Source organism: Rossellomorea sp. KS-H15a (assembly GCF_024195245.1).
Lineage (GTDB): Bacteria > Bacillota > Bacilli > Bacillales > Bacillaceae_B > Rossellomorea > Rossellomorea vietnamensis.
Genome location: NZ_CP096886.1, coordinates 2,581,578 through 2,603,951 on the forward strand (window position 1 = coordinate 2,581,578; position 22,374 = coordinate 2,603,951).

The 22,374-nt window shown below is 42.4% G+C and carries 19 protein-coding genes, 1 riboswitch and 1 other annotated feature; of the genes, 16 read left to right on the forward strand and 3 right to left on the reverse strand.

Features of this window, described 5'->3' with window-relative positions:
• Positions 1-40: 40 nt before the first annotated feature.
• The 11 genes from M1J35_RS13115 (at position 41) to M1J35_RS13165 (ending at position 14,789) form a co-directional block, all read left to right on the forward strand.
• Positions 41-697: an HAD family hydrolase gene (locus M1J35_RS13115; RefSeq protein ID WP_254651411.1), complete on the forward strand. Its 657-nt coding sequence runs from the start codon at positions 41-43 to the stop codon at positions 695-697.
• Positions 698-719: 22 nt separating this feature from the next.
• The gene (locus tag M1J35_RS13120) at positions 720-1,346 is read left to right on the forward strand and encodes an NUDIX hydrolase (protein ID WP_254651412.1); all 627 of its coding nucleotides are present in this window, start codon (positions 720-722) and stop codon (positions 1,344-1,346) included.
• A gap of 112 nt (positions 1,347-1,458) precedes the next feature.
• Positions 1,459-2,067: a metal-dependent hydrolase gene (locus tag M1J35_RS13125; protein WP_371928665.1), complete on the forward strand. Its 609-nt coding sequence runs from the start codon at positions 1,459-1,461 to the stop codon at positions 2,065-2,067.
• A 67-nt stretch (positions 2,068-2,134) separates the two neighbouring features.
• Positions 2,135-2,375: a binding site (T-box leader), on the forward strand.
• Between the two features lie 61 nt (positions 2,376-2,436).
• A complete protein-coding gene (locus M1J35_RS13130; protein ID WP_034760782.1) occupies positions 2,437-3,435 on the forward strand; it encodes a tryptophan--tRNA ligase in 999 nt (332 codons plus the stop codon).
• A gap of 108 nt (positions 3,436-3,543) precedes the next feature.
• Positions 3,544-3,653: riboswitch (SAM riboswitch) on the forward strand.
• A 91-nt stretch (positions 3,654-3,744) separates the two neighbouring features.
• Positions 3,745-4,869, forward strand: coding sequence for a methionine biosynthesis PLP-dependent protein (locus M1J35_RS13135; RefSeq protein ID WP_254651414.1), 1,125 nt, complete (start codon positions 3,745-3,747; stop codon positions 4,867-4,869).
• A complete protein-coding gene (gene metC, locus M1J35_RS13140; RefSeq protein ID WP_254651415.1) occupies positions 4,862-6,046 on the forward strand; it encodes a cystathionine beta-lyase in 1,185 nt (394 codons plus the stop codon). Before M1J35_RS13135 ends, metC begins: the two co-directional genes overlap by 8 nt.
• Positions 6,047-6,065: 19 nt before the next feature.
• A complete protein-coding gene (locus M1J35_RS13145) occupies positions 6,066-7,913 on the forward strand; it encodes a bifunctional homocysteine S-methyltransferase/methylenetetrahydrofolate reductase (RefSeq protein WP_224521099.1) in 1,848 nt (615 codons plus the stop codon).
• Positions 7,894-11,340: a methionine synthase gene (metH, locus tag M1J35_RS13150; RefSeq protein ID WP_254651416.1), complete on the forward strand. Its 3,447-nt coding sequence runs from the start codon at positions 7,894-7,896 to the stop codon at positions 11,338-11,340. Before M1J35_RS13145 ends, metH begins: the two co-directional genes overlap by 20 nt.
• 827 nt (positions 11,341-12,167) lie before the next feature.
• The gene (locus M1J35_RS13155; RefSeq protein ID WP_224520149.1) at positions 12,168-13,010 is read left to right on the forward strand and encodes an STAS domain-containing protein; all 843 of its coding nucleotides are present in this window, start codon (positions 12,168-12,170) and stop codon (positions 13,008-13,010) included.
• Between the two features lie 179 nt (positions 13,011-13,189).
• The gene (locus M1J35_RS13160; protein WP_254651417.1) at positions 13,190-14,200 is read left to right on the forward strand and encodes a ring-cleaving dioxygenase; all 1,011 of its coding nucleotides are present in this window, start codon (positions 13,190-13,192) and stop codon (positions 14,198-14,200) included.
• Positions 14,184-14,789 carry an alpha/beta hydrolase gene (locus tag M1J35_RS13165; protein ID WP_224520147.1) on the forward strand — a complete coding sequence of 202 codons (606 nt, stop codon included), beginning with the start codon at positions 14,184-14,186 and terminating at the stop codon, positions 14,787-14,789. The genes M1J35_RS13160 and M1J35_RS13165 overlap by 17 nt, the downstream gene beginning before the upstream one ends.
• A gap of 71 nt (positions 14,790-14,860) precedes the next feature.
• Here M1J35_RS13165 and M1J35_RS13170 read toward each other — a convergent pair whose 3' ends face one another.
• A complete protein-coding gene (locus M1J35_RS13170; RefSeq protein ID WP_254651418.1) occupies positions 14,861-15,778 on the reverse strand; it encodes a hypothetical protein in 918 nt (305 codons plus the stop codon).
• Positions 15,779-15,969: 191 nt separating this feature from the next.
• Here M1J35_RS13170 and M1J35_RS13175 point away from each other — a divergent pair, with 191 nt between their 5' ends.
• Positions 15,970-17,040 carry a bifunctional transcriptional activator/DNA repair enzyme AdaA gene (locus M1J35_RS13175; protein WP_254651419.1) on the forward strand — a complete coding sequence of 357 codons (1,071 nt, stop codon included), beginning with the start codon at positions 15,970-15,972 and terminating at the stop codon, positions 17,038-17,040.
• A 122-nt stretch (positions 17,041-17,162) separates the two neighbouring features.
• Positions 17,163-17,768, forward strand: coding sequence for a YitT family protein (locus M1J35_RS13180; RefSeq protein ID WP_254651420.1), 606 nt, complete (start codon positions 17,163-17,165; stop codon positions 17,766-17,768).
• A gap of 39 nt (positions 17,769-17,807) precedes the next feature.
• Here the strand turns inward: M1J35_RS13180 and M1J35_RS13185 are convergent, their stop codons facing one another.
• Positions 17,808-18,584, reverse strand: coding sequence for an MBL fold metallo-hydrolase (locus M1J35_RS13185; RefSeq protein ID WP_224520143.1), 777 nt, complete (start codon positions 18,582-18,584; stop codon positions 17,808-17,810).
• 220 nt (positions 18,585-18,804) lie between these two features.
• Between M1J35_RS13185 and M1J35_RS13190 the strand changes: the two genes are divergently transcribed.
• A complete protein-coding gene (locus M1J35_RS13190; protein WP_254651421.1) occupies positions 18,805-19,053 on the forward strand; it encodes a hypothetical protein in 249 nt (82 codons plus the stop codon).
• 46 nt (positions 19,054-19,099) lie between these two features.
• Here M1J35_RS13190 and M1J35_RS13195 read toward each other — a convergent pair whose 3' ends face one another.
• Positions 19,100-19,993: a glycerophosphodiester phosphodiesterase gene (locus tag M1J35_RS13195; protein ID WP_254651422.1), complete on the reverse strand. Its 894-nt coding sequence runs from the start codon at positions 19,991-19,993 to the stop codon at positions 19,100-19,102.
• A gap of 198 nt (positions 19,994-20,191) precedes the next feature.
• On the opposite strand from M1J35_RS13195, the gene M1J35_RS13200 reads away from it, so the two are divergent.
• Both M1J35_RS13200 and M1J35_RS13205 read left to right on the forward strand, forming a co-directional pair.
• On the forward strand, positions 20,192-21,193 hold the full coding sequence (locus tag M1J35_RS13200; RefSeq protein ID WP_254651423.1) for a DUF3231 family protein: 1,002 nt from the start codon (positions 20,192-20,194) through the stop codon (positions 21,191-21,193).
• A 257-nt stretch (positions 21,194-21,450) separates the two neighbouring features.
• A complete protein-coding gene (locus M1J35_RS13205) occupies positions 21,451-22,245 on the forward strand; it encodes an alpha/beta fold hydrolase (RefSeq protein ID WP_224520139.1) in 795 nt (264 codons plus the stop codon).
• Positions 22,246-22,374: the final 129 nt, after the last annotated feature.

The window sequence follows — 22,374 nt, forward strand, 5'->3', positions numbered from 1 at the left end:
TGGATACTGACTGTGCGTATGGCAATAAAGGAGAATATAGATGAAAGCAGCAATGATTTTTGATATGGATGGTACATTATTTCAAACAGACCGCATACTTGAGGCTTCACTTCATGATACCTTCCAATTACTTAGAGATGAAGAAATGTGGGAGGGGGATACACCTCTCGAAAAATATAGAGAAATAATGGGTGTCCCCCTTTCTGATGTGTGGAGGACCCTATTGCCCCTGCATCCCTTGCATACACATGAAAGAGTAAATGAAGTATTTCAGGATAAATTGATTCAAAACATACTGGATGGAATGGGCGCCCTCTATACCCATACAGAAGACCTCTTAGCCTATTTGTCCGAAAGGGGATTTCCGATTTTTGTGGCAAGTAACGGCTATCCACGTTATCTCGAGACAATCGTGGAATATTATGGGTTGGATCGATGGATTTTATCCTGCTATAGTATTGAGGATATTGACTCTGAGGATAAGGGGGAACTCATTCGGAAAGTGAAGGTCGATCATGATCTCAGTCACGGAATTGTGATCGGAGACAGACGATCTGACTTTAAAGGAGCCGAGGCGAATGAGTTCCTCTCCATCGGATGTGCTTTTGATTTTTCTCAGGAAAATGAGTTACATGAAGCAGACATCGTGGTCGGTGACTTGATTGAAATCAGAGAATATTTAGAGAAGGTGAAATGAAATAAGAGAGAGGAGTGATCGAGTGGAGGAGGAAAAACTGGCCATATTGAATGAGAGTGGAGATAGGTTAGGGGTCACGAGCCGTTCGGAGGTGCACGCGAAGGGTTACTGGCATGAGACCTTTCACTGCTGGTTTGTTCATTATGACGAGGATTTGAAGGAAACCTTCATCTATTTTCAGTTAAGAAGTGACGATAAGAAAGATTTCCCCGGTCTTTTGGATATAACGGCCGCGGGACATATTTTGTCCGATGAGAAGATTGAAGACGGTGTGAGGGAAGTCCACGAAGAGTTGGGAATCAAGGTCAAGTTTGAGGAATTGGAGGCTTTGGGGGTGGTAAAAGGGGAACTCATTCAAGAAAATATGATAGACAGGGAGCATACCAATGTATTCCTCTATACCAAGCCGGTCTCATTCGAGGAATTTCAGCTTCAGACGGAGGAAGTTTCAGGTATTTTACGTTCATGCCTGTCCGATTTCAAATCGCTTATTCAACGTGATAAAGCAGAAATCGAACTTGAAGGATTTGTTGTCACCAAGGATGGGGTTAAGAACGATATCAGCAAAAAGGCTGGTTATCATCATTTCGTCCCTCATGAAAGGCCCTACCTTATCAAAATCATCGATCGAATAGAACAGAAAATGTAAGAAAATAATTCCTCTTTCCCATAGCGGGAATGGATGATGAAGGCTATCATGAATATTTGGTACATACATACTGTGAAAGAGAGTAGGAGAAACATTGAACGGCACAGCGCACATGGCAATTGGAGCAGCAACAGGTTTTATCGTGGCGAATTCATTTGGATCCGGTCCGGGTGCGACAGCCACACTTGTAGCAATCGGCGGGATATCCGGACTCATACCTGATTTGGATATTGATGGAAAGCTTAGTAACAAAGTTACTTTCTCCCCCCAAATGATCAGGTCGGTGGCGCAAATCATCGGCTTTCTCATGATGGTGTACAGCTACCTGGAAGGCATTGGGAAAGAACGGTGGCTTGGGATTGGCTATGGGGCAGGAATGATGTTACTCACAAGCTTCATCACCCAGAGAAGGATGCTGATGATTACCGGCATAGGTGTGACGGCATGTGGATGGCAATTAAATGAAATATGGTTATGGTTACTGGGCATCTATATATTTATTGCTTCCTTCGTGTCACATCGCAGTTATACCCACTCTGTACTGGGGTTGATATACTATGCTATCATCGCTCGTTATCTCGAGACTTCTATCATGATTGATGGAGTATTTGAAGCATGTGTCATCGGATATGCGAGTCATTTGATCGCGGATATGAAGTTTCTCCCTTTTAATAAGAGAGGCATAAAGCTCTTCCTTCCTCTTTCGTCAAAAGAAATGTAAAAATGTGTTTATACCTACTTGACCATTATTTACCTATACATTAAAATAATGGGAACACAATAAATGGTTAATTGCGATGAAGAAGAAGAGTAGACGATCGAAACATTTAAGAGAGCTGATGGATGGTGAGAATCAGTATGGGGAATCGTTGAATGGGCTTTTGAGCATCCAGGCTGAAATAAAGTAGGTTTGGCGGAAGGTCTCACCGATAAAAGGGACGATGTATAGAACGTGACTTCTGTACAGATGAGTGCGTTTACTGAAGTGTAAGCGAATGAAGGTGGCACCACGGGTTTCCCGTCCTTTTTTAGAGGACGGGAAGCCCTTTTTGTGTTTTCTGATTATTTTTCAACGGAGGGTATGATGGGGATGAAAAAACAAGTTCTGACTGGTATCAAGCCAACTGGCCGTATACATTTGGGGAATTATATTGGGGCGATTAAACCGGCATTGGGATTGGCGGAGAACCAATCATATAACACTGCTTATTTTGTTGCGGATTATCATGGTTTAACAAAAATCCATGATCCCATTGAAATGAAGGAGCTTTCATATGGGGTGGCGGCAGCGTGGTTAGCGTTAGGGTTGAATCCTGATTCAGCGATTTTTTACCGTCAATCTGATGTGCCTGAAATCTTTGAGCTGAGCTGGATCCTTTCTTGTTTTGCACCAAAAGGATTATTAAACCGGTCTCACGCATATAAATCAATGGTTGAAGAAAATAAAGAAAGCGGCAGAAATGTTGATGCTGGAGTCAATATGGGATTATTTACGTATCCCATTTTAATGGCTGCGGATATCCTCCTTTTCCAAACCGAGTTGGTCCCTGTCGGAAAAGATCAAATACAGCATGTGGAAATTGCCAGAGACATAGCTGAAAGCTTTAACAATCAATATGGAGAAACATTTGTCATCCCTGAATACGTCATCCAGGAAGAAACGGCCGTTCTACCGGGACTGGACGGCCGCAAGATGAGTAAAAGTTATAATAACACCATTCCTTTATTTGAAGAACCAAAAAAGCTTCAAAAATTGATCAATAAAATCAAAACGGATTCTTCACTTCCTGAAGAGCCTAAGGATCCTGACGATTCAATCATTTTTGGTCTTTACAAAGAATTTGCAACCACTGATCAATCGGAAGAAATGAGAAGGAGATTTCAACAAGGAATAGGCTGGGGGGAAGCGAAGAAAGAACTTTTCGACGTAATGAATTCATTCATCGAAGTACCAAGGTCGGAATATGAAGACCTATTGAACAATCGGGATAGACTGGATGCCATCTTACTGAATGGAGCCATAAAAGCACGAAAAAAAACAATCCCATTCATGAAAGAGATTAAAAGGAAAATAGGAATGTATCATTGAAATAGAATAAAATGATCATGATGTTTTTCAGATAATTCATAATTGTCATTGACATTTCTATGTCTTTGTTATAAGTTATGAGAAAGCATTTTAACAATTTCATATTGTTTCTTATCAAGAGAGGTAGAGGGACTGGCCCGAAGACACCTCAGCAACCAGCCACAGTAACAGGTATGGTGCTAATTCCAGCAAGTTGATGTCAACTTGGGCGATAAGAGGGAGAACGAACGTATAAAACCTTCTTATTTTCATAAGAAGGTTTTTTGTTTTTTCCCCTTTTCATTTTCTAGGGACGAAAAGGAGAGAAGGATGTTGAAAAAACATATTGATACTTTGCTTGTCCAGGCAGGCAATCGGAAGGATTCAGCTACTGGTGCCGTAAGTCTGCCCATTCATTTATCGACAGCATATGAACATAGAGGAATCGGTGAATCAACCGGTTATGATTATACGAGAACAGGAAACCCAACCAGGGCGACCCTTGAAGAACTACTGGCTCAATTGGAAGAGGGGCATAGAGGATTTGCATTCAGTTCGGGAATGGCTGCGATTCAGGCAATTCTGGGTTTATTCTCAAGTGGGGATGAATTGATTGTATCGAAGGATCTTTACGGAGGAAGCTACCGCTTATTCGTTCAGTATGAAGCCCAATATAATATCAAATTTCATTTTGTTGATACAAGTGATACTCATTCTATAGAAGAGCACATATCGAAGAGGACGAAGGCTATTTTTCTTGAAACACCAACCAATCCATTAATGAATGAAGCAAATATTTCTGAGGTCGCAGCCATTTCAAAGGCGAGTGGATTACTTTTAATCGTCGATAATACCTTTTATACACCAGTTCTGCAAAAACCGCTCAAAGAGGGAGCAGACCTGGTCATTCACAGCGCTACCAAATACTTAGGGGGCCATAATGACGTTCTGGCCGGAGTTGTCATAGTCAACACAGAGGACTTGGCTGAAAGGATCTATACGATTCAAAATTCAATCGGCGCAGTCCTTGCACCATTTGATTGTTGGCTCTTAATAAGAGGGTTGAAGACCCTTAGTCTAAGAATGGCCCAGCATGAAAAGAATGCACGAAAATTAGCCCAGTATCTTAAAGGGCATGACTGTGTAGCGGACGTCTTATATCCCGGGAAAGGGGGCATGCTTTCCTTTCGCATTGCCAAGGAAGAATGGATCGGTCCATTCCTCCAACATCTAAAGGTTATAACGTTTGCTGAAAGTTTAGGAGGGGTTGAAAGCTTTATCACCTATCCTGCCACCCAGACCCATGCCGACATTCCTGAAGAAGAACGAAATAGACTTGGCATCTGTAACAGATTGCTCAGGTTTTCCGTAGGAATAGAATTTATCGACGACCTGATCGAAGACTTGGAGAATGTTTTTCAACAATTGGAAAAAGAGGTGTTAACGTATGAGTAAAAAACCATTTTCACTTCAGACGTCACTCATCCATTCCCGCGGATTTGATAAAGAGACAGGAGCTGTTTCTACGCCGATTCATCATGCTACAACCTTTCATCAACAGGATTTTGATCAGTATGGTACGTATGACTACAGCCGTTCGGGGAATCCAACAAGGGAAACAGTCGAAGAAACGATAGCGGAATTAGAAGGCGGGGTAAGGGGTTTTGCCTTTTCATCCGGTATGGCTGCCATCTCAACAAGCTTTCTATTATTGTCGAGTGGGGATCACGTACTCGTCTCGGAGGAAGTATATGGGGGGACATACAGGATGATCACGGAAGTCCTTACTAAATTTGATATAGAATACTCTTTTGTGAATATGAAAGATCTTCATGAGGTGGCTTGTGCAATTAAGCACAATACGAAGGTGATTTATATGGAAACCCCGTCGAACCCCTTATTGAATATCACCGATATTGAAGGGGTCGTAAAGCTTGCCAAGGCAAATGACTGCTTAACATTTCTGGATAATACATTCATGACGCCATTGCTGCAAAGGCCAATCAGTCTAGGAGTGGATGTTGTCCTGCACAGTGCAACGAAGTTTCTTGCCGGACATAGTGACGTCTTAGCAGGACTTGCGGTAACGGGAGATGAAGAGATTGCGGGGAAACTTGCTTTCCTGCAGAATTCGTTTGGGGCGGTACTCGGGGTACAGGATTGCTGGCTGCTCTTAAGGGGGCTGAAAACATTGCATGTCCGATTGAAGGAATCATCGGAGTCAGCTTATAAGATTGCAAGCTTCCTAGAAGGCAGAAAGGAAGTAGAAGAAGTGTATTACCCGGGCTTGAGCTATCATCCCGGTCGTGAAATTCAAGTCCGGCAGGCAGAGGGTCCCGGGGCAGTACTATCCTTCCGGTTAAAAGGGGAAGAGGAAGTGAAGCAACTCATCAAACATGTAAACATTCCTGTATTCGCCGTCAGTTTAGGAGCTGTCGAATCGATTCTATCCTATCCATCAAGAATGTCACATGCTTCCATGCCTAAGGCTGAAAGAGAGAGAAGAGGGATTACAGATGGGTTATTGCGCTTATCCGTTGGTCTTGAAAACGCGGATGAATTAATAAAGGATCTTCAAAATGGTTTAGATAGTATACAAAAAATCAATCGAAACAACGTGATCAATTTGTAAAGGGGGAGGATGGGGCATGATGCCATTGCTGGAGGCATTGAAAGAGAGAATCTTGATTGCAGATGGAGCGATCGGAACATTGTTGTATTCATATGGAGTGGACAGATGCTTTGAAGAACTGAATCTTTCTCACCCAAATGAAGTGTTGAAAGTCCATAAAGAGTATATCGATGCCGGAGCCGATATCATACAGACCAATACGTACGGGGCCAATTATCAAAAGCTTTCCAGATACGGATTGGAGGATTCGGTTAAAGAAATTAATACAGCTGCAGTGCGTCTGGCAAGAAAAGCAGCGGGAGAGAACACCTATATTCTAGGCACGATCGGGGGAATAAGGGGCATTAAACAAAATGTGTCCCTCGAAGAAATCAAAAGAAGCTTTCGTGAACAGCTTTACTGTTTATTATTAGAGGGTGTAGATGGCATTCTGCTGGAAACCTATTATGATTTCGAGGAATTGACCACAGTGCTGAACATTGCTAAACGTGAAGCGGATATTCCCGTCATTGCTCAGGTTTCCCTTCATGAAACAGGAGTCCTTCAAAATGGAATGGAAATCAAAGATGCCCTTCAACAATTGGAATTATTGGGGGCGGATGTCGTCGGCATCAATTGCAGGATGGGACCATTTCATATGGTGAATTCATTAGAGGAAGTGCCCTTACCGAAAAGGGCGTTTCTATCCGTCTATCCTAACGCGAGTCTCCCAAACTATGAAGAAGGTCGATTCTATTACTCCGCTGAGCCAGATTACTTTGGGGATATCAGCAATGAACTGCGTCTTCAGGGTGCAAGAATCATTGGGGGATGTTGTGGAACCACACCCGATCACATTCGTTCTGTAGCTGCAAGATTGAAAAGCCGGGAGCCTGTGAAGGAAAAAAAGGTGAAAAAGAAAAAAGTAGTTCAGTTATCTTCACCATCCATCAGTGGAAGCTTGCTGCATGAGCAAGTGAGAGAAAAGAAAACGGTCATCGTTGAACTCGATCCACCCAAGCATCTTGACACGAAATTGTTTTTCCAAGGAGCGGCGGCGCTTAAGGAAGCCGGCATTGACGCTCTCACCCTTGCCGACAATCCGCTGGCATCGCCAAGGATTAGTAATGATGCAATCGGGAGCATGGTAAAGTCGAAATACGATCTTACACCTCTCGTTCACATCACTTGCCGGGATCGAAACCTGATTGGACTTCAATCCCATTTAATGGGCCTGCACACATTAGGGATACACAACTTATTAGCGATAACGGGTGATCCTGCCAAAATCGGGGACTTTCCAGGTGCTGCATCCGTATATGACCTTTCTTCCCTGGAACTTATAGAACTCATTAAACAAAATAATGAGGGAATATCGTTTTCCGGTAAGTCACTGCGGGAGCGGACTCAATTTTCAGTTGGGGCAGCCTTTAATCCGAACTTCCGTCATTTAGACGCTTCTGTGAAAAGACTGGAAAAGAAAAAGAAAGCCGGAGCCGACTATTTTATTTCTCAACCGATCTTTGGGAAAGAACAACTGATCCAAGTATATGAAGCGACGAAGCATCTGGAAATTCCGATTTTCATCGGTGTCATGCCGTTGATCAGTTCAAGAAACGCAGAATTCCTTCACCATGAAGTACCAGGAATCAATGTGCCGGAAGAAACGAGACAAAGAATGAAGGAAGCGGGTAATGATCCCGTCATAGCTGGAGCAGTCGGAATGGAGATAGCCAAAGACTTGCTGGATACGGCAATCCAGCTGTTTAATGGAATATATCTGATTACACCTTTTGTAAGATATGATATGAGCATTGAACTGTTTCATCATATACAAGAGAAAACCAACACGGAAAGAGAGGTTCCCTATGGCCATCACATTGTTTGAAGAACAGCTTAGAAAGAAAATACTCGTACTTGATGGAGCAATGGGGACGATGCTTCAACAAGCAAATTTATCGCAGGAGGATTTCGGAGGGGAAGAACTGGAAGGATGTAATGAAAATCTTGTATTGACAGCGCCGGAGGTTATCTATCAGATCCATCATGAATATTTGAAAGCGGGGGCTGATGTGGTTGAAACGAATACCTTTGGCGCAACTCCCATCGTACTGGACGAATATGATTTAGGCTATAAAGCATACGAAATCAATAAAGTAGCTGCTGAAATCGCCAGGAAAGCAGTAGAAGATGTCTCGACTTCTGATTGGCCAAGATTCGTTGCAGGATCGCTTGGTCCTACTACGAAAACGTTATCCGTGACAGGGGGAGTGAGCTTTGATGAAATGGCAGATAACTACCGTGTCCAAGCAGAAGGCCTTCTCGATGGCGGAGTTGATGTGCTATTACTTGAAACGAGTCAGGATGCTTTAAATGTAAAAGCAGCGAACATCGGCATTCGATCGGCTTTTGAATCCAGAAGGAAAGAAATCCCGATTCTGTTATCCGGAACCATTGAGCCTATGGGCACTACACTGGCCGGTCAAACGATTGAATCATTTTATTTATCCCTTGAACATTTAAACCCTTTGGTCGTTGGCCTTAACTGTGCAACGGGGCCTGAATTCATGCGTGACCACGTCCGTTCGTTATCGGATTTGGCCACTACCTATGTAAGCTGTTATCCGAATGCCGGTCTCCCGGATGAAGAAGGGAACTACAATGAGACAGCTGATTCCCTCAGTGTAAAGATGAAAGGTTTCGCTGAGAAAGGGTGGCTGAATCTTGTAGGAGGATGCTGCGGGACGACACCGGAGCATATACGTGCCCTTTCAGAGGTTGTGAAGGGATTCCCGCCACGAAAACCCAATATGTCTCATCCCCATGCGGTGTCGGGAATTGAAGCCTTCATCTATGAGGATGAAGACAGAAGGCCGATTCTGGTCGGAGAACGGACGAATGTCATCGGTTCACGTAAATTCAAACGATTGATTGCAGAGAATAAGATAGAAGAAGCTTCTGAGATTGCAAGGGCTCAGGTGAAAAACGGTGCCCAGGTAATCGATATCTGCCTTGCTGACCCTGACCGGGAAGAAGTAGAGGACATGAATGTTTTTATCCAGGAAGTGGTGAAGAAGGTTAAGGTCCCACTTGTCATCGATTCAACGGATGAGAAGGTGCTTGAGGCCGCTTTGAAATTTTCTCAAGGAAAAGTGATCATTAATTCAATTAACCTGGAAGACGGAGAAGAAAGATTTGCTAAGGTCGCTAAATTGATGAAAGCCTACGGAGCGGCAGTGGTGGTCGGGACGATCGATGAAAAGGGAATGGGGGTGTCAGTGGAGCGAAAGGTGGACATTGCCCTTCGTTCACATAGATTGTTAACGGAGAAATATGGGATTGCTTCTGAAGATATCATCTTTGACCCTCTCGTATTCCCGGTCGGTACGGGGGATCAGCAATATATAGGATCAGCCAATAGTACGGTGGAAGGGATCAAGAAGATTAAAGAAGCCTTGCCTGATTGCCCTCATATACTTGGTGTCAGCAATGTTTCTTTCGGGCTGCCCCCTGTCGGAAGGGAAGTCCTCAACGCTGTGTATCTTTATCACTGTACAAAGGCTGGACTCGACTATGCAATAGTCAACACGGAGAAGTTAGAGCGCTTTGCCTCTATTCCTCAGGAAGAAGTCCGAATGGCTGAGAAGCTTTTATTTGAAACGACGGATGAATCACTTGCTGAATTTACATCATTTTATAGGGGGAAAAAGAAAGAAGTAAAGGCTCCAGTAAACACAATGACCTTAGAAGAACGTTTGGCCCATTATGTAGTGGAAGGCACGAAAGAGGGGTTGATAGCTGATTTAAACATTGCTCTTGAAAAATACGAGGCTCCCCTTGATATCATCAATGGTCCGCTTATGGCCGGAATGAGCGAAGTTGGAAGATTATTTAACGATAATCAGCTGATCGTTGCCGAGGTATTACAGAGTGCCGAGGTCATGAAAGCGTCCGTCGCTCACCTGGAACCATATATGGAACAAACGGAAAGTTCCTCTTCCAAGGGCAAAGTGATTTTGGCTACGGTTAAGGGGGACGTTCATGATATCGGTAAAAATCTTGTTGATATCATCCTCAGCAATAATGGGTATGAAGTGATTGATTTAGGTATTAAAGTAACTCCCCAGGAACTGATTCAAGTCATTAGGGAAGAAAAGCCCGACATTGTAGGGTTGTCCGGTCTCCTGGTAAAGTCTGCACAACAAATGGTCATCACGGCTCAAGATTTAAAGCAGTCCGATATTTCAGTTCCTCTTGTAGTTGGGGGAGCAGCCCTTACCCGAAAGTTCACTACAAACAAAATCGGCAGGGAGTACGACGGGCTGGTGCTTTATGCCAAGGATGCAATGGATGGATTGAGTATCATGAATGGAATTCAACATGAAGAAACAAGAGTGCAACTGGAAGAGGAAAGCCGTGAGAAACAAAGCCGACTAGATGTACATGAAGAACGGTCTAGTCGAGCCACATCATCCGTTGCAGTGAAAGTACGTTCTACCGTTTCTAAAGAAGTTAAGGTTCATGTTCCATCAGACTTGATACCCCATACGATAAAGGAATTTTCACTGGACCAAATCCACCCCTATATCAATCAGCAAATGCTTCTTGGTCATCACCTTGGCATTAAAGGGAAAATTTCAAGATTGCTGGAGGAAGGGGATGAACGAACGATTCGTCTGAAAGCCGTCACGGATGAGTTGTTCCAAAAAGCAAAAAGGCAAGGAATGATCCTTGCATCTGCACGATATCAATTCTTTCCTGCTCAGTCCGATGGTGATGATGTTGTCATTTATCACTCGGAAGATCTATCAAAAGAGATAGAACGATTTCATTTTCCTAGGCAATCGGGGAATCAGCATCTGTGTTTGGCGGATTACTTAAAATCGGTTGAAAGTGGGGAAATGGATTATGTCGGATTCTTCGCCGTAACGGCCGGGGTGAAAATCAGGCAGTGGGCTAAGGAGTTGAAAGAGGAAGGGCGGTTCCTGGAAAGTCATGCATTGCAGGCCATTGCCTTGGAAACAGCTGAAGGCTTGGCTGAAAGAGTTCATGAAATGATGAGAAGCAGATGGGGTTTCCCGGATCCAGTAGACTTTACGATGCAGGACCGTTTCCGTACCCATTATCAAGGTCAACGGTTTTCATTTGGGTACCCCGCATGTCCTGAGCTTGAGGATCAGAAGAAGCTGTTTAAGCTTCTCGAGCCTGAAAAAATTGGAATCCAGCTAACAGACGGATGCATGATGCAACCTGAAGCATCGGTAACGGCCATGGTCTTCGCTCATCCGGAAGCAAGATATTTTAATGTATTATGATCATCTATAAAAAGGCAACTTCCAGAAATGGAGCTGCCTTTTTCTTTATGGTCATGACTGAAAGTGGACTGCTATTCATGGATAGGTTGGCAATGGCAGAACGTAACGTTAGAGATGAAGGGAAATCGGCCTGTAGAGTAATAAAGGGGAAATACAGAGTTAGAAAGAATGATCTTCTGTTTTTACACTTTGATTACTAAACTTGGTTTCAAGTATTTCGAGAATCTTTTCCTCAGAAAATCCTGTGATCATCGTTAAATTAAGTAAACTAGGTTTGAGACCGATAGTCTCGCAAAAATGATAGGCACTTTGGATAGCAAGCGTTTCGATACACTTTCTTGTCAGATTGTTATTCATTCTCTCATCAGCTCCCAACTATTTTGACATATGACTAAGTAGTAAGAATACGACATCATATTAAGATTAGAGGTTGGTTTCTAATAGGAGATCCCTATACATCAAAATAGTATATCGAGACATACCCTTGCTGTCTGCTTCTCTGGTAATACCCCCATTATACACTTTATATTGTGAATTGTAGAGGTTATTTACAAAATAATGTAATATTATTTGAAAATGCTTATTATTCATACTTTTTTATTTTTCCAGCACATGAGACGATTTTTTTACCTTGCCATTTCATATTGTATTCATTCCCGGGGTGGCTCTAAATGACATTGATGCATGAATGTGTTATATAATAGAAGGAGAGATAAGATAGTTTTGAACATTTTACTTGAAAAGAGTATGATTTCCAGACTACTCATAACGTCAGAAGGGGAAGAGGAAACGGAACATTTTGATGGATATTATAGGAGGAATCATACATGCATAGAAACAAAGAAGTACATACATTTTTATTGGGGAAGGCTCGTCAATTGACAGATGAATGGTATGAATCCCTGGATAAAAGTGCTACCAGTGGCGTTTATTCTTCAACTGATCCGAAAGTAATTGAAACATTAAAGAAGCAAAATTTTGAATTTCATGGAATCCTTTGCAATGTATTTGCGGAGGATCGGGAAACATTCAGAAAGAATATTGATGAATGGGTCTTAAACCTTGCGAATGATAAGGAACATTTAGATACCCCCACTCATCATATCCTTAAGGAATTTATGAGGGTAAGAAATCAATACCTGGATTTTTTGAAAGAATTTGCAGATTCTCATTTAGATGAGGGTATATTTAATCAATTTAATTTATGGAGCAAGGTGATTATAGAAGCATTCGACCGGGTCATGATACGTTTTGTGGAGTTACAGTCTGAAGTTGTGGAACAACAGCTCCAAAATCAGCAGGAAATTATTAATGAACTCAGCTCGCCGGTCATATCCCTGAATTCACATACCGCTCTTTTGCCACTAGTAGGTAACATTGATCCTACAAGGGCGGAACTCATCTTAGAAAATGCCTTGGCTCAATGTGTAGATATGGAAGTTTCCCAATTGTTCATCGATTTATCCGGTGTCGTATTAATCGATACGATGGTAGCTCATCAAATTTTCCAGCTGATCGACGCACTTCAATTGATTGGGGTGAAACCAATTCTTTCAGGGCTGCGACCTGAAATCGCTCAAACGGCCGTTCAACTTGGATTGAATTTCGAACACCTCACTATCACCTCGACATTGTCACAAGCTTTAACAATCAAAAACAATGAGATATGATCAAACCGATTAAAAGCATCCGTACATTGTGTATGGATGTTTTTTTACATTCAGTGCGTTCCCCTTCACGATCATAAGGAACAATAAAAACTCTGAAATTAAATATCTTGAATTAAAGATAATTATCGTGTATGATACAACTATAAGGTAAATACCATCTCTTAAGGAGTGAAAATAAAATGAACTTAAAACCATTAAAAGGGCAGCATCATGTTTCTGCCATAACAGCAAATGCAAAGAAAAACTATGAATTCTACACGAAAACCCTGGGATTAAGATTAGTAAAAAAATCCATCAATCAAGATGACACCTCTGTATATCACCTGTTTTATGCAGATGAAAGAGGGAATCCAGGGACGGACCTTACATTTTTTGAGATTCCACATGCAGGACACACATATAAAGGAACGAACAGTATTTCATTGACGGCACTAAGGGTAAAGACGGATGACTCACTGTCTTATTGGAAAAAACGTTTTGAAGAGTTAGGAGTGGACCATGATGATATATCTCATCACACCGGCCGATCTACGTTACGTTTCCGTGATTTCGAAGGTCAGCGTCTCATGCTGGTATCCGATGAAACGAATGAAGGAGTGCCCGGCGGGAAGCCTTGGGATAAGAGTCCGGTTCCAGTTGAACATGGGGTTGTCGGTTTAGGTCCTATCACATTGACCGTCGCCCGTGGAGAGAACACAGCGGCTGTACTCAAAGATGTACTCGGCTTTAAAGAAACTGGAAGCTTTCCTTCAGACATTGAAGGCCAGGCCGATATCCGGGTATTTGAAACAGGGGAAGGCGGAACAGGTGGAGAAGTGTATCTTGAAGAAAGAAATGACCTTCCCGCGGAAAGACCTGGAAGAGGAAGCGTACACCACGTAGCATTCCGGGTTGAAGATGAAACGGAGTTGCAAAAATGGGTAAACTGGATTACAGAAAACCGCCTGCCGAACTCAGGTTTTGTGGAGCGCTACTATTTCCGTTCACTCTATTTCCGTGAACCAAATGGTATTCTATTCGAACTTGCAACAGATGGTCCAGGCTTTGAAACGGATGAGGACTTTGCTACGTTAGGACAAAATTTATCACTTCCACCATATTTCGAAGCCCAAAGAGAATCGATTGAAGCGAAGTTAAAACCATTGGATACGAAAGAATATGGAGGACAATTTCTTGAAACATATCTTTAAGCAAGGAAACAATGAACTCCCTACACTTTTATTGCTGCATGGTACAGGGGGAGATGAACGTGATTTACTTCCCCTTGCCGAAATGATTGCACCCGAAGCCTCTGTTTTAAGCGTGAAAGGGAACGTGGACGAGAATGGAATGGCCCGTTTTTTTGCCCGCTTACGTGAAGGTGTCTTTGATGAAGAGGATTTAGTATTCCGTACTAATGAATTGAAGCAATTCATTGATGAAAGCGCGATTGACTATGAATTTGACCGTGGAAATGTGGTAGCCTTGGGCTATTCCAATGGAGCAAACATAGCAGCAAGTATGATGTACCATATAAAAGAATCATTGAAGGCCGGTATCCTGTTTCATGCCATGGTACCAAGACGCGGGATCGAACTGCCGGATTTATCTGGTGTACCGGTCTTTATTGGTGCCGGTAAGCGGGATCCCCTCATCCCCATGAATGAAACAAAGGAACTGGTGGAAAACCTGAAAGAGGCCCATTCTCCCGTTACGGAGTTCTGGACAGATGGAGGTCATGAGCTTCGTCGGGAAGAGGTGGAGGAAGCGAAGAAGTGGTTCGAAAAGAATTTTAAGTGATGGTGAAAAACTCCGGAAGACAGTTGTCTAACGGAGTTTTTTTGTAGATTACAATAGAAGAACCCTATCTTTTAAGTGGTAACAATCATCTGATGTGCCTTGAAGACTTTTAACATTTCCAGCGTCAAAATTCCCCGCCATTCCGTTTCCGCATCCGGCCATGTTCCTTCGTAGTGCCCAAACCATGACCAAGTGGGCTGCCAGAACCCGTCATGGTGTTGGGATTCTAACTCCTTCACCAATTGTACCTGTACGACATCCTTCAATATCTCATAAAAGGGTGATGAAGGTTCACTTGCTGCCTGAAGCGGTTTTGCCACATATTCATTCCACCTCTCAGGATCCGTGCAAACCGTTTTGCGCACATTCGTCGAGAGGATGTTGAATAGAGTGGATTTAGTGTTCCCTTCCACTTCATTTAATAACCTTTCGTAACAGAGGAAATCATGCATGTCGATTGGCTCGACTAATCCAGTAAGTTCACTGATGGCCTTTTCAGTCCATTCTTGAAGACGGGGATGATCGGGTTGAAACCGATGGAAATATCCTACGATTTCTGCGTTTGGATTTGCCCAAGTCGTTTGGACGCCGCAATGACCTTTTTCTGGGTCGAAATGCCACCATGGTGCGTGAGGCACTGAATTGACCTCTTCGGGTACAGCATTCCAACCTTCGTTTTTTTCATCGTATTCATTCTGTAAATAATTCATAGCCTTTTGAACGATAGGATGACTGCCGGTGAGTCTTAATTCCTTTGCTCTTTGTAACCCAATGGTGGTAGCAAGTGGAGAGGAACTGTCCAGTCGAAAGTCAGGTTCGATTGACTGACCGAATCCCCCATCCTCATTTTGATAGCAAGATAACTCATGAATGGCTGCGTCCTTACTTCCTTCTTCAAAGTGATAGTCGAATAACTTCTGTTCAAGGGGCCTGGCATTCTGTCGGATATAATCTTTTGCCTTTTTCCATTGCCCGGGGGAAAGGTTCATATGAAAAACTCCTTATATTAAATAATTGGTTATAGTAATAGATTAACGATTGGGGGGGAGAATCCCTGCTTATTAAGTGAAAAACTCATAGGTCCGTCCCTCTAAAAAAATCGATGCCTGATTTTCGGCTGCATCGGATTTGGATGAATGTATAATAGGATTATGAAATGGATGTAGGGGGGAACTTAAGGGTGATTTCGTTTAAATTGCAAACAGAGTATTATAAGGCACTGGTAGACAAGAGACCGGATTATGAAGGTGTATTTTTCGTCGGGGTGAAAACAACCGGAGTGTTTTGCCGACCTTCTTGCCCAGCCAGAAAACCGAAATTTGAGAACTGTGAATTCTTTGAGACAGCAGAACAAGCATTGCTTTCATCTTATCGTCCTTGTAAAAGATGTAAGCCATTATCTCACCCGAATAGTGTATCGGAAGTGGTGAGAATGTTAGTGGAGGCTGTTGAGGAAAATCCGGAAAAGCGTTGGAAGGATAAAGATTTTCAACAATTATCGGTTGATGCATCCACTGCCCGGCGCCAATTTAAGAAAAGATTTGGTATGACATTTGTTGAATATGCGAGAGCCCGCAGGATGGGGCTGGCCATGAAAGAAATCAGATCTGGTGTCAAGGTCATTGACGCTCAACATGTAACCGGTTATGAATCAGCAAGCGGATTTAGAGACGCTTTTTCAAAAATAATGGGTTCAGCCCCGGCTTACTCCGAACGCAATACTGTGTTGAAAACAGCGTGGATCGATACCAAACTTGGGCCGATGATCGGGATTTCTGATGAAAAGGAACTTCATTTATTAGAGTTTGTTGACAGACGGGGACTGGAACGGGAAGTGGAAAGGTTGAGGCTTAAAACAAAGTCAGCCATCATCCCGGGCTCATCAGAACCACTTCGTTCCATTGAAAAGGAACTGGATGCTTACTTTAACGGGAACTTGTCAGCGTTTACCACTCCTGTGCATATGAGTGGATCTTCATTCCAAAGAAATGTATGGAGGGAGCTGAAAAGAATTCCTATCGGAGAAACAAGATCTTATACCGAGGTCGCCCAAAATATTGATCACCCTGCCGCCGTTCGTGCAGTGGCAAGGGCAAATGGATGTAATCAACTTGCCATCATTATACCTTGTCACAGAGTGATTAGGGCAAATGGTGATCTTGCGGGATATGCGGGAGGTCTTAACCGGAAAAAATGGTTGATTGAGCATGAAAGGAAGGTGGCAGATAAGAAGGGGCAGTTATTGATATGAAGCAATTATTCTCTCATATGTACAAAATTCAATGCTTCCATGAGTAATTAGGTGTTGCAGATTCTCTTAAGAGCTACTAGACTATGAAATAGGGTTCTTACAGAATTGGGAGCAATGTACATATGGGTGTGTTGAGAAAAGCAGTCATTTTAGGGTTGGCATCAACCATACAAGGTTTGGCTATGGCCGTGTTTTTGTTTCCCCACTTCATCCCTTCCGGTGGTGCAGCAAGTGTGAGTGTGCTATTAAACTATTTACTGCATGTCCCGTTTGCGGTTACCTTATGGGTAATGAACGCGTGTTTATTGGGAGCAGCTATAAAGTGGCTGGGGAAGGGAAATGCCTTCTGGACCATGTATTGCGTAACCGTCACTTCAGTGGTGGTGGATGCGGCAGATCCATTGATGACGGGTACTGTTTCATTTGTATTTGTGGATCTTCTCATTGGAAGCATCCTTTTTGGAATCGGCGTCGGAGTCCTATTCAGGATGGGTGCATCCTCCGGGGGCATGGACATTTTAGCCTTAATCATTTCCAAGCTGAAAGGATACTCACCCGGGAAGACGTTATTCGCCATTAATGGCAGTGTATTACTCTTAACAGGGATCGTAGTGGATCTGAAAATCATTCTATTCGCCATAGCGTGTCAATTCATCGCGACAAGAATCTTGGATATCATCAACAAGATTGATATCAGGCGGAGCCTTCCACATATCGAAAATGTGTAAATGAAAGGTCCGTCCCTCTGTGAGGGACGGACCTTTCATTTAGGATATTTCTTTGATGATCGAATTGACGGTATGTGTAGGAGAATTTTCAAAGAAAGAGATGTATTGAAACAGTTTGTTTTTCGGCAGGAGGTTTTTCCGTATTTCTTTGGCTGATTTCCCCTCCTGATGAGCTTTCGTGACAGATTCCTGGAGGCGGATAAGGTAATCCCGTTTCTTCACCAGCAGCTTTCTACCGTGCTTCAGGTAGCCTTGATGAGAACAATACACCTCTTCAAAGGAATACGTCAGGACTTTGTTTATGGAACGAATCAGTTCTGGTACCGATTCGAACGAGAAATTAGATGTGGGAGAATGAAATAAATATAAATCTCCGGAGAAGCAAACCCCTTTTTCCTCATCGATCAGGACAATATGATCTTCAGCATGCCCGGGAGTATGGACGATTTGAAACGAGTGGTGCTCGGTCTCAAATGTAGTCTCTTGAAGAGCCTTCGGATGAAACGAAGGGCGGTTATGCCAAAACATGGCCCGGTAGAAAGGCAATTTGGTACTATGATTGCACTTATCGATTCCCAGGGGATGAATCCATTGTGGAAGGGAATAAAATCGTTCAATCCAAGCACTATTGCCGGTATGATCTTCATGGTGATGGGTGTGGATGACCCGCTTGATTGGAAGCTCTTTGAAAATGGTACGAACTTCGTTTTTCATACTATAAGGCCCCGTATCTACAAGAACGTCATCGACCTGAAAAATATAAACGGGCATTTTTTGACCAAAGGTTTGAACATTTAATTTGAAAGATTGTATCAACGCAGTTACTCCTTACCAATTAGTGTTATAGTACAATATTCGAATAAAATGTGAAAATCCCTGCTTGTATCTACATCTTTTCCAGGGACGGACCTCAAATATCAGCTATTACTCGCATGCTGAAAATGGTAAACTAGAGAAAAAGTAGTGGTTTGATATAGGGGGCAACGTTTTGCAGAAATGTCATGTATGTAGTAATCAATTTAAGTGGAAAGAGATAGTGTTTTCAATTTGGGGTTCCTATAAACCGATTGAGTGCAGCCATTGTGGAAAGAGGCATACAATCAATTTTGTTTCAAAGTTCATTGTTTCCCTCCTTATTATCGTACCGGCTGTAGTATTCGGTTTATTAATCGCACCTGCCCAAGGGCTTTCAAAGCCGTTGACATTCGGCCTTATCGTTCTCATGGCGTTTGTTATTTCGCTTTTTCTTCCGTTATTTGTTAAATATGAATATAAGCAAAGATAAATAGAGAGAGCTGCCTATCATGGCAGCTCTCTTCTATAATCATTGGCTATTTCTTCTTCATTTCTTTTAACACTTCCTCTAACCGATCAGGATAGTTCGTAAACATTCCCGTCACTCCCCACTCAATCAACCTTTTCATATCTTCTTTTTCAAGGACAGTGTAAGGATGGATAAGAAGATCATGTTCCCGTACTTTTTCTACATATTGTTCATCGATTTTTTTATAACTCATTCCAAGACCAACGGCGTATTCTTCATAATGGTCAAGCTCCTCGTCCGTGATGGTTGCATCCTTTTTGTAATCAATTAACTGGACAAGAGGGATGTTTGCATTCATGCCATGAACTTTTTGAAGGCTTGCTTCACTAAAAGATTGGATGATCACTCTGCTGGATGGGCCGTTCTGTCTAGTCAGATTATAGTCTTCCAATATCTTAAGTAATTTTTCCTCCATGCCGGGATATACTTCAGGTGACTTTGTTTCAATATAATAATGCTTGTCTTTTCCGAAATGTTGTATGATTTCTTCAAGAGTCTGTACTTTAAGGCCGTTATATTCTGACTTAGCCTTATTTGGATACATCCTATTGAACCATGAACCCGCATCCAATTCTTTGATTTGGTCCAATGTATAATCCTTAACAAGTCCGGTCCCATTCGTTGTTCGATCAAGTGTTTCGTCATGCATGGCAATCAACTTGCCATCTTTCGTCATTTGGAGATCAAGTTCTATGTAGTCCCCGCCCATTTCGTCACCCAATTGATAGGATGGCAGCGTGTGTTCAGGGGCGTAACCTGATCCCCCTCTGTGTGCTATGTTCAGAAATTTGTTGTCATTCATCGGTGGGTGGCCTGATTGTGCAGAGGCAGTCTGAACCGTACCGGCCCCGATTCCTATCATTGCTGCTGATAAACAAATATTTCTAACCAGTGTATTCATTTTATCTTCTCCCTTCTGATATAAGCTCATCTAAAGGATATAAAATGAATGTGAATGGAAATGGAGAAGAATGAAAAGGGTATGTGAAGATTGTATGAATGGAATATGACAGCTGAGGCGAAAGACGTATGTCCAAAGATGCCAGAATAATTTACAACATAAGGAAAACACTATAACAAAAAGAAAAGGAGCCGTCAGATGGAGCAACAGGATATCAGATTGACTACATCAGAAATCTCCGCTTTATGGACGACGTACATTAAATCCTCGGCACTGAATTGTTTTTATACTCACTTTCTTACGTACCTGAGAGATGAGAGTATTATTTCCCTCATTGAAGACAGCTTGAAAACCAATGTTGAAACAATGAGGGAAATCGAGAAGCTATGTGTTTCAGAGGGATTCCCCATTCCCTCAGGTTTCACCGAGAAGGATGTGGATACGTCTGCGCCGCCTCTATACACGGATATATTTGTACTCAGCTTTGTTTATCGGGGAGGACAGGTTACAAGCAGCCACTTTACGACCATCGTAAGCTCTGTTGCCCGTTCCGATGTGTATGACTTTTTCGAAAAGTGCTTGACGAAAGCTCTCTCCCTGTATAAACGATCACTTCAACTGATGTTGGAAAAGGGGATCTATGATCGTCCCCCAAAGATAAATTATCCCAAGTCCATTGAATATATTGACCATCAGCCGTCTTTATTGGAAACCTGGCTTGGGGAAACAAGGCCTCTTAATGCATTGGAACTAAGCGAACTATTCTTTGTGATTGAGCGGAATTGTATTGGCATCATATTATTGAAGGGGTTCATCCAAACGTCCAGAGACAAGGAAGTAAAAGAATATCTTAAAAAGGGGAAGAAACTGAGTGAGAAGCAAATTACAGCATTCAATAACGTACTGGTAAAAGATGATGCATTTCCCACTTATCCGGTCTCTATGGAAGTGACAGATTCGACTATAGCGCCGTTTTCGGAAAAACTGATGTTGTTTTTCATTTCATCTTCTAATTCAGTCGGCCTTTCTACATTATGTCATGCCATCACAATGTCGACGAGAAAGGACTTAGCCGTTCACTACATGCTATTTGTGACGGAAATCATGAAATATGGGGCGGCGGGTCTCAAGCTTTTAGTTGAACGCGGATGGATGGAGCAGCCTCCACAACAGGAAGACCGAAAAGACTTGAGTAAATAAGGGTCACCGGTAACCCTTCACTCATCACAAAATGTTCAGAAATTCTTTTTTTTCTGTATGACAAAGGACGTTTGGATAGGATAGAATATAAGATACATTAAGGTAAGGCTTCAAAAGCGTTGAGAGTATCATGTGATTCGATTGGGAAATACGGTTTTCCTATTAAAGAGGATTTAAGAAGAGGAAGACGGTGCTTGATCGATTACCTGATTCATTCCAGGTTTTTGGTAGGTTGTGCTGTTTATAAGGAGAAATGGATGCTAGAATACAACGTACATCAGGGAGTCGGCAAAGAGTATGTGGTTTTCCTTCATGGAATCGGAGGGACCTCAAGTATCTTCTGCAAACAAATGGGAACCTTTAAAAAACATTATAACGTCGTGACGGTTCACTTGCCTGGTCATGGGAATTCACCAGGAGTTGATACTTATAATGAGCCGTTCACAATCAATTTAATTGTTCGTGAGATCGTAAAAGTACTGGATGAAATTGGGGTTGGACAAGCTCATTTTATCGGGATATCTCTTGGTTCAGTGGTTATTCATGAATTGATGCAACAAGTTCCAGATAGGGTGCAAACGGCTGTTCTTGGAGGCTGCATCACTCGTTTTAATTTATTATCAAACACATTGCTGCAGGCGGGACATGCGATTAAAGGCATGATTCCATTCATGTGGTTATATAAATTATTCGCATACGTCATGATGCCCAAAAGAAATCATAGAATTTCAAGAAAGTTATTTATTCGAGAAGCAAAGAAAATGAAACGGAAAGATTTTCTTGGGTGGTACCAGCTTACCCCATATGTGAAATCGACCTATGCATCTGTACAGGAAAGGGCCTCACATATCCCCAAACTGTACATTACAGGAAAAGAAGATCATTTGTTTGTCCGTTCACTTGATGAAGATACAAAAGGAGACCCTTCAGCCATGAAGGTATTCCTTGACGGTTGCGGACATGTCTGCAATGTTGAAAGGCCGACTGAATTTAATCGGTTGGCGCTTGATTTTATTCATACTAAACAGGTCCTTCTGCAGAAGGTTCAATAATTTGCATCTCCCATTTCATAATCGAAATGGGAGATTTTTTGTGCCTTTTTTTGGAATAGATTGAGTTGATGGAATATACATACCGAATGCTGTGTAATAGAGTTGAAAGGTCCGTCCCTTAAGAATGGC

What these genes read in the sequence shown, in the direction of transcription:
- M1J35_RS13155 (WP_224520149.1), top strand. Translation starts at nt 12,168, where the DNA reads ATGCATAGAAACAAAGAAGTACATACATTTTTATTGGGGAAGGCTCGT.
- M1J35_RS13195 (WP_254651422.1), bottom strand. Translation starts at nt 19,993, where the DNA reads ATGAATACACTGGTTAGAAATATTTGTTTATCAGCAGCAATGATAGGA.
- M1J35_RS13200 (WP_254651423.1), top strand. Translation starts at nt 20,192, where the DNA reads ATGGAGCAACAGGATATCAGATTGACTACATCAGAAATCTCCGCTTTA.
- M1J35_RS13160 (WP_254651417.1), top strand. Translation starts at nt 13,190, where the DNA reads ATGAACTTAAAACCATTAAAAGGGCAGCATCATGTTTCTGCCATAACA.
- metC (WP_254651415.1), top strand. Translation starts at nt 4,862, where the DNA reads ATGAGTAAAAAACCATTTTCACTTCAGACGTCACTCATCCATTCCCGC.
- M1J35_RS13145 (WP_224521099.1), top strand. Translation starts at nt 6,066, where the DNA reads ATGCCATTGCTGGAGGCATTGAAAGAGAGAATCTTGATTGCAGATGGA.
- M1J35_RS13180 (WP_254651420.1), top strand. Translation starts at nt 17,163, where the DNA reads ATGGGTGTGTTGAGAAAAGCAGTCATTTTAGGGTTGGCATCAACCATA.
- M1J35_RS13125 (WP_371928665.1), top strand. Translation starts at nt 1,459, where the DNA reads ATGGCAATTGGAGCAGCAACAGGTTTTATCGTGGCGAATTCATTTGGA.
- M1J35_RS13115 (WP_254651411.1), top strand. Translation starts at nt 41, where the DNA reads ATGAAAGCAGCAATGATTTTTGATATGGATGGTACATTATTTCAAACA.
- M1J35_RS13205 (WP_224520139.1), top strand. Translation starts at nt 21,451, where the DNA reads ATGCTAGAATACAACGTACATCAGGGAGTCGGCAAAGAGTATGTGGTT.
- M1J35_RS13170 (WP_254651418.1), bottom strand. Translation starts at nt 15,778, where the DNA reads ATGAACCTTTCCCCCGGGCAATGGAAAAAGGCAAAAGATTATATCCGA.
- M1J35_RS13130 (WP_034760782.1), top strand. Translation starts at nt 2,437, where the DNA reads ATGAAAAAACAAGTTCTGACTGGTATCAAGCCAACTGGCCGTATACAT.
- M1J35_RS13135 (WP_254651414.1), top strand. Translation starts at nt 3,745, where the DNA reads ATGTTGAAAAAACATATTGATACTTTGCTTGTCCAGGCAGGCAATCGG.
- metH (WP_254651416.1), top strand. Translation starts at nt 7,894, where the DNA reads ATGGCCATCACATTGTTTGAAGAACAGCTTAGAAAGAAAATACTCGTA.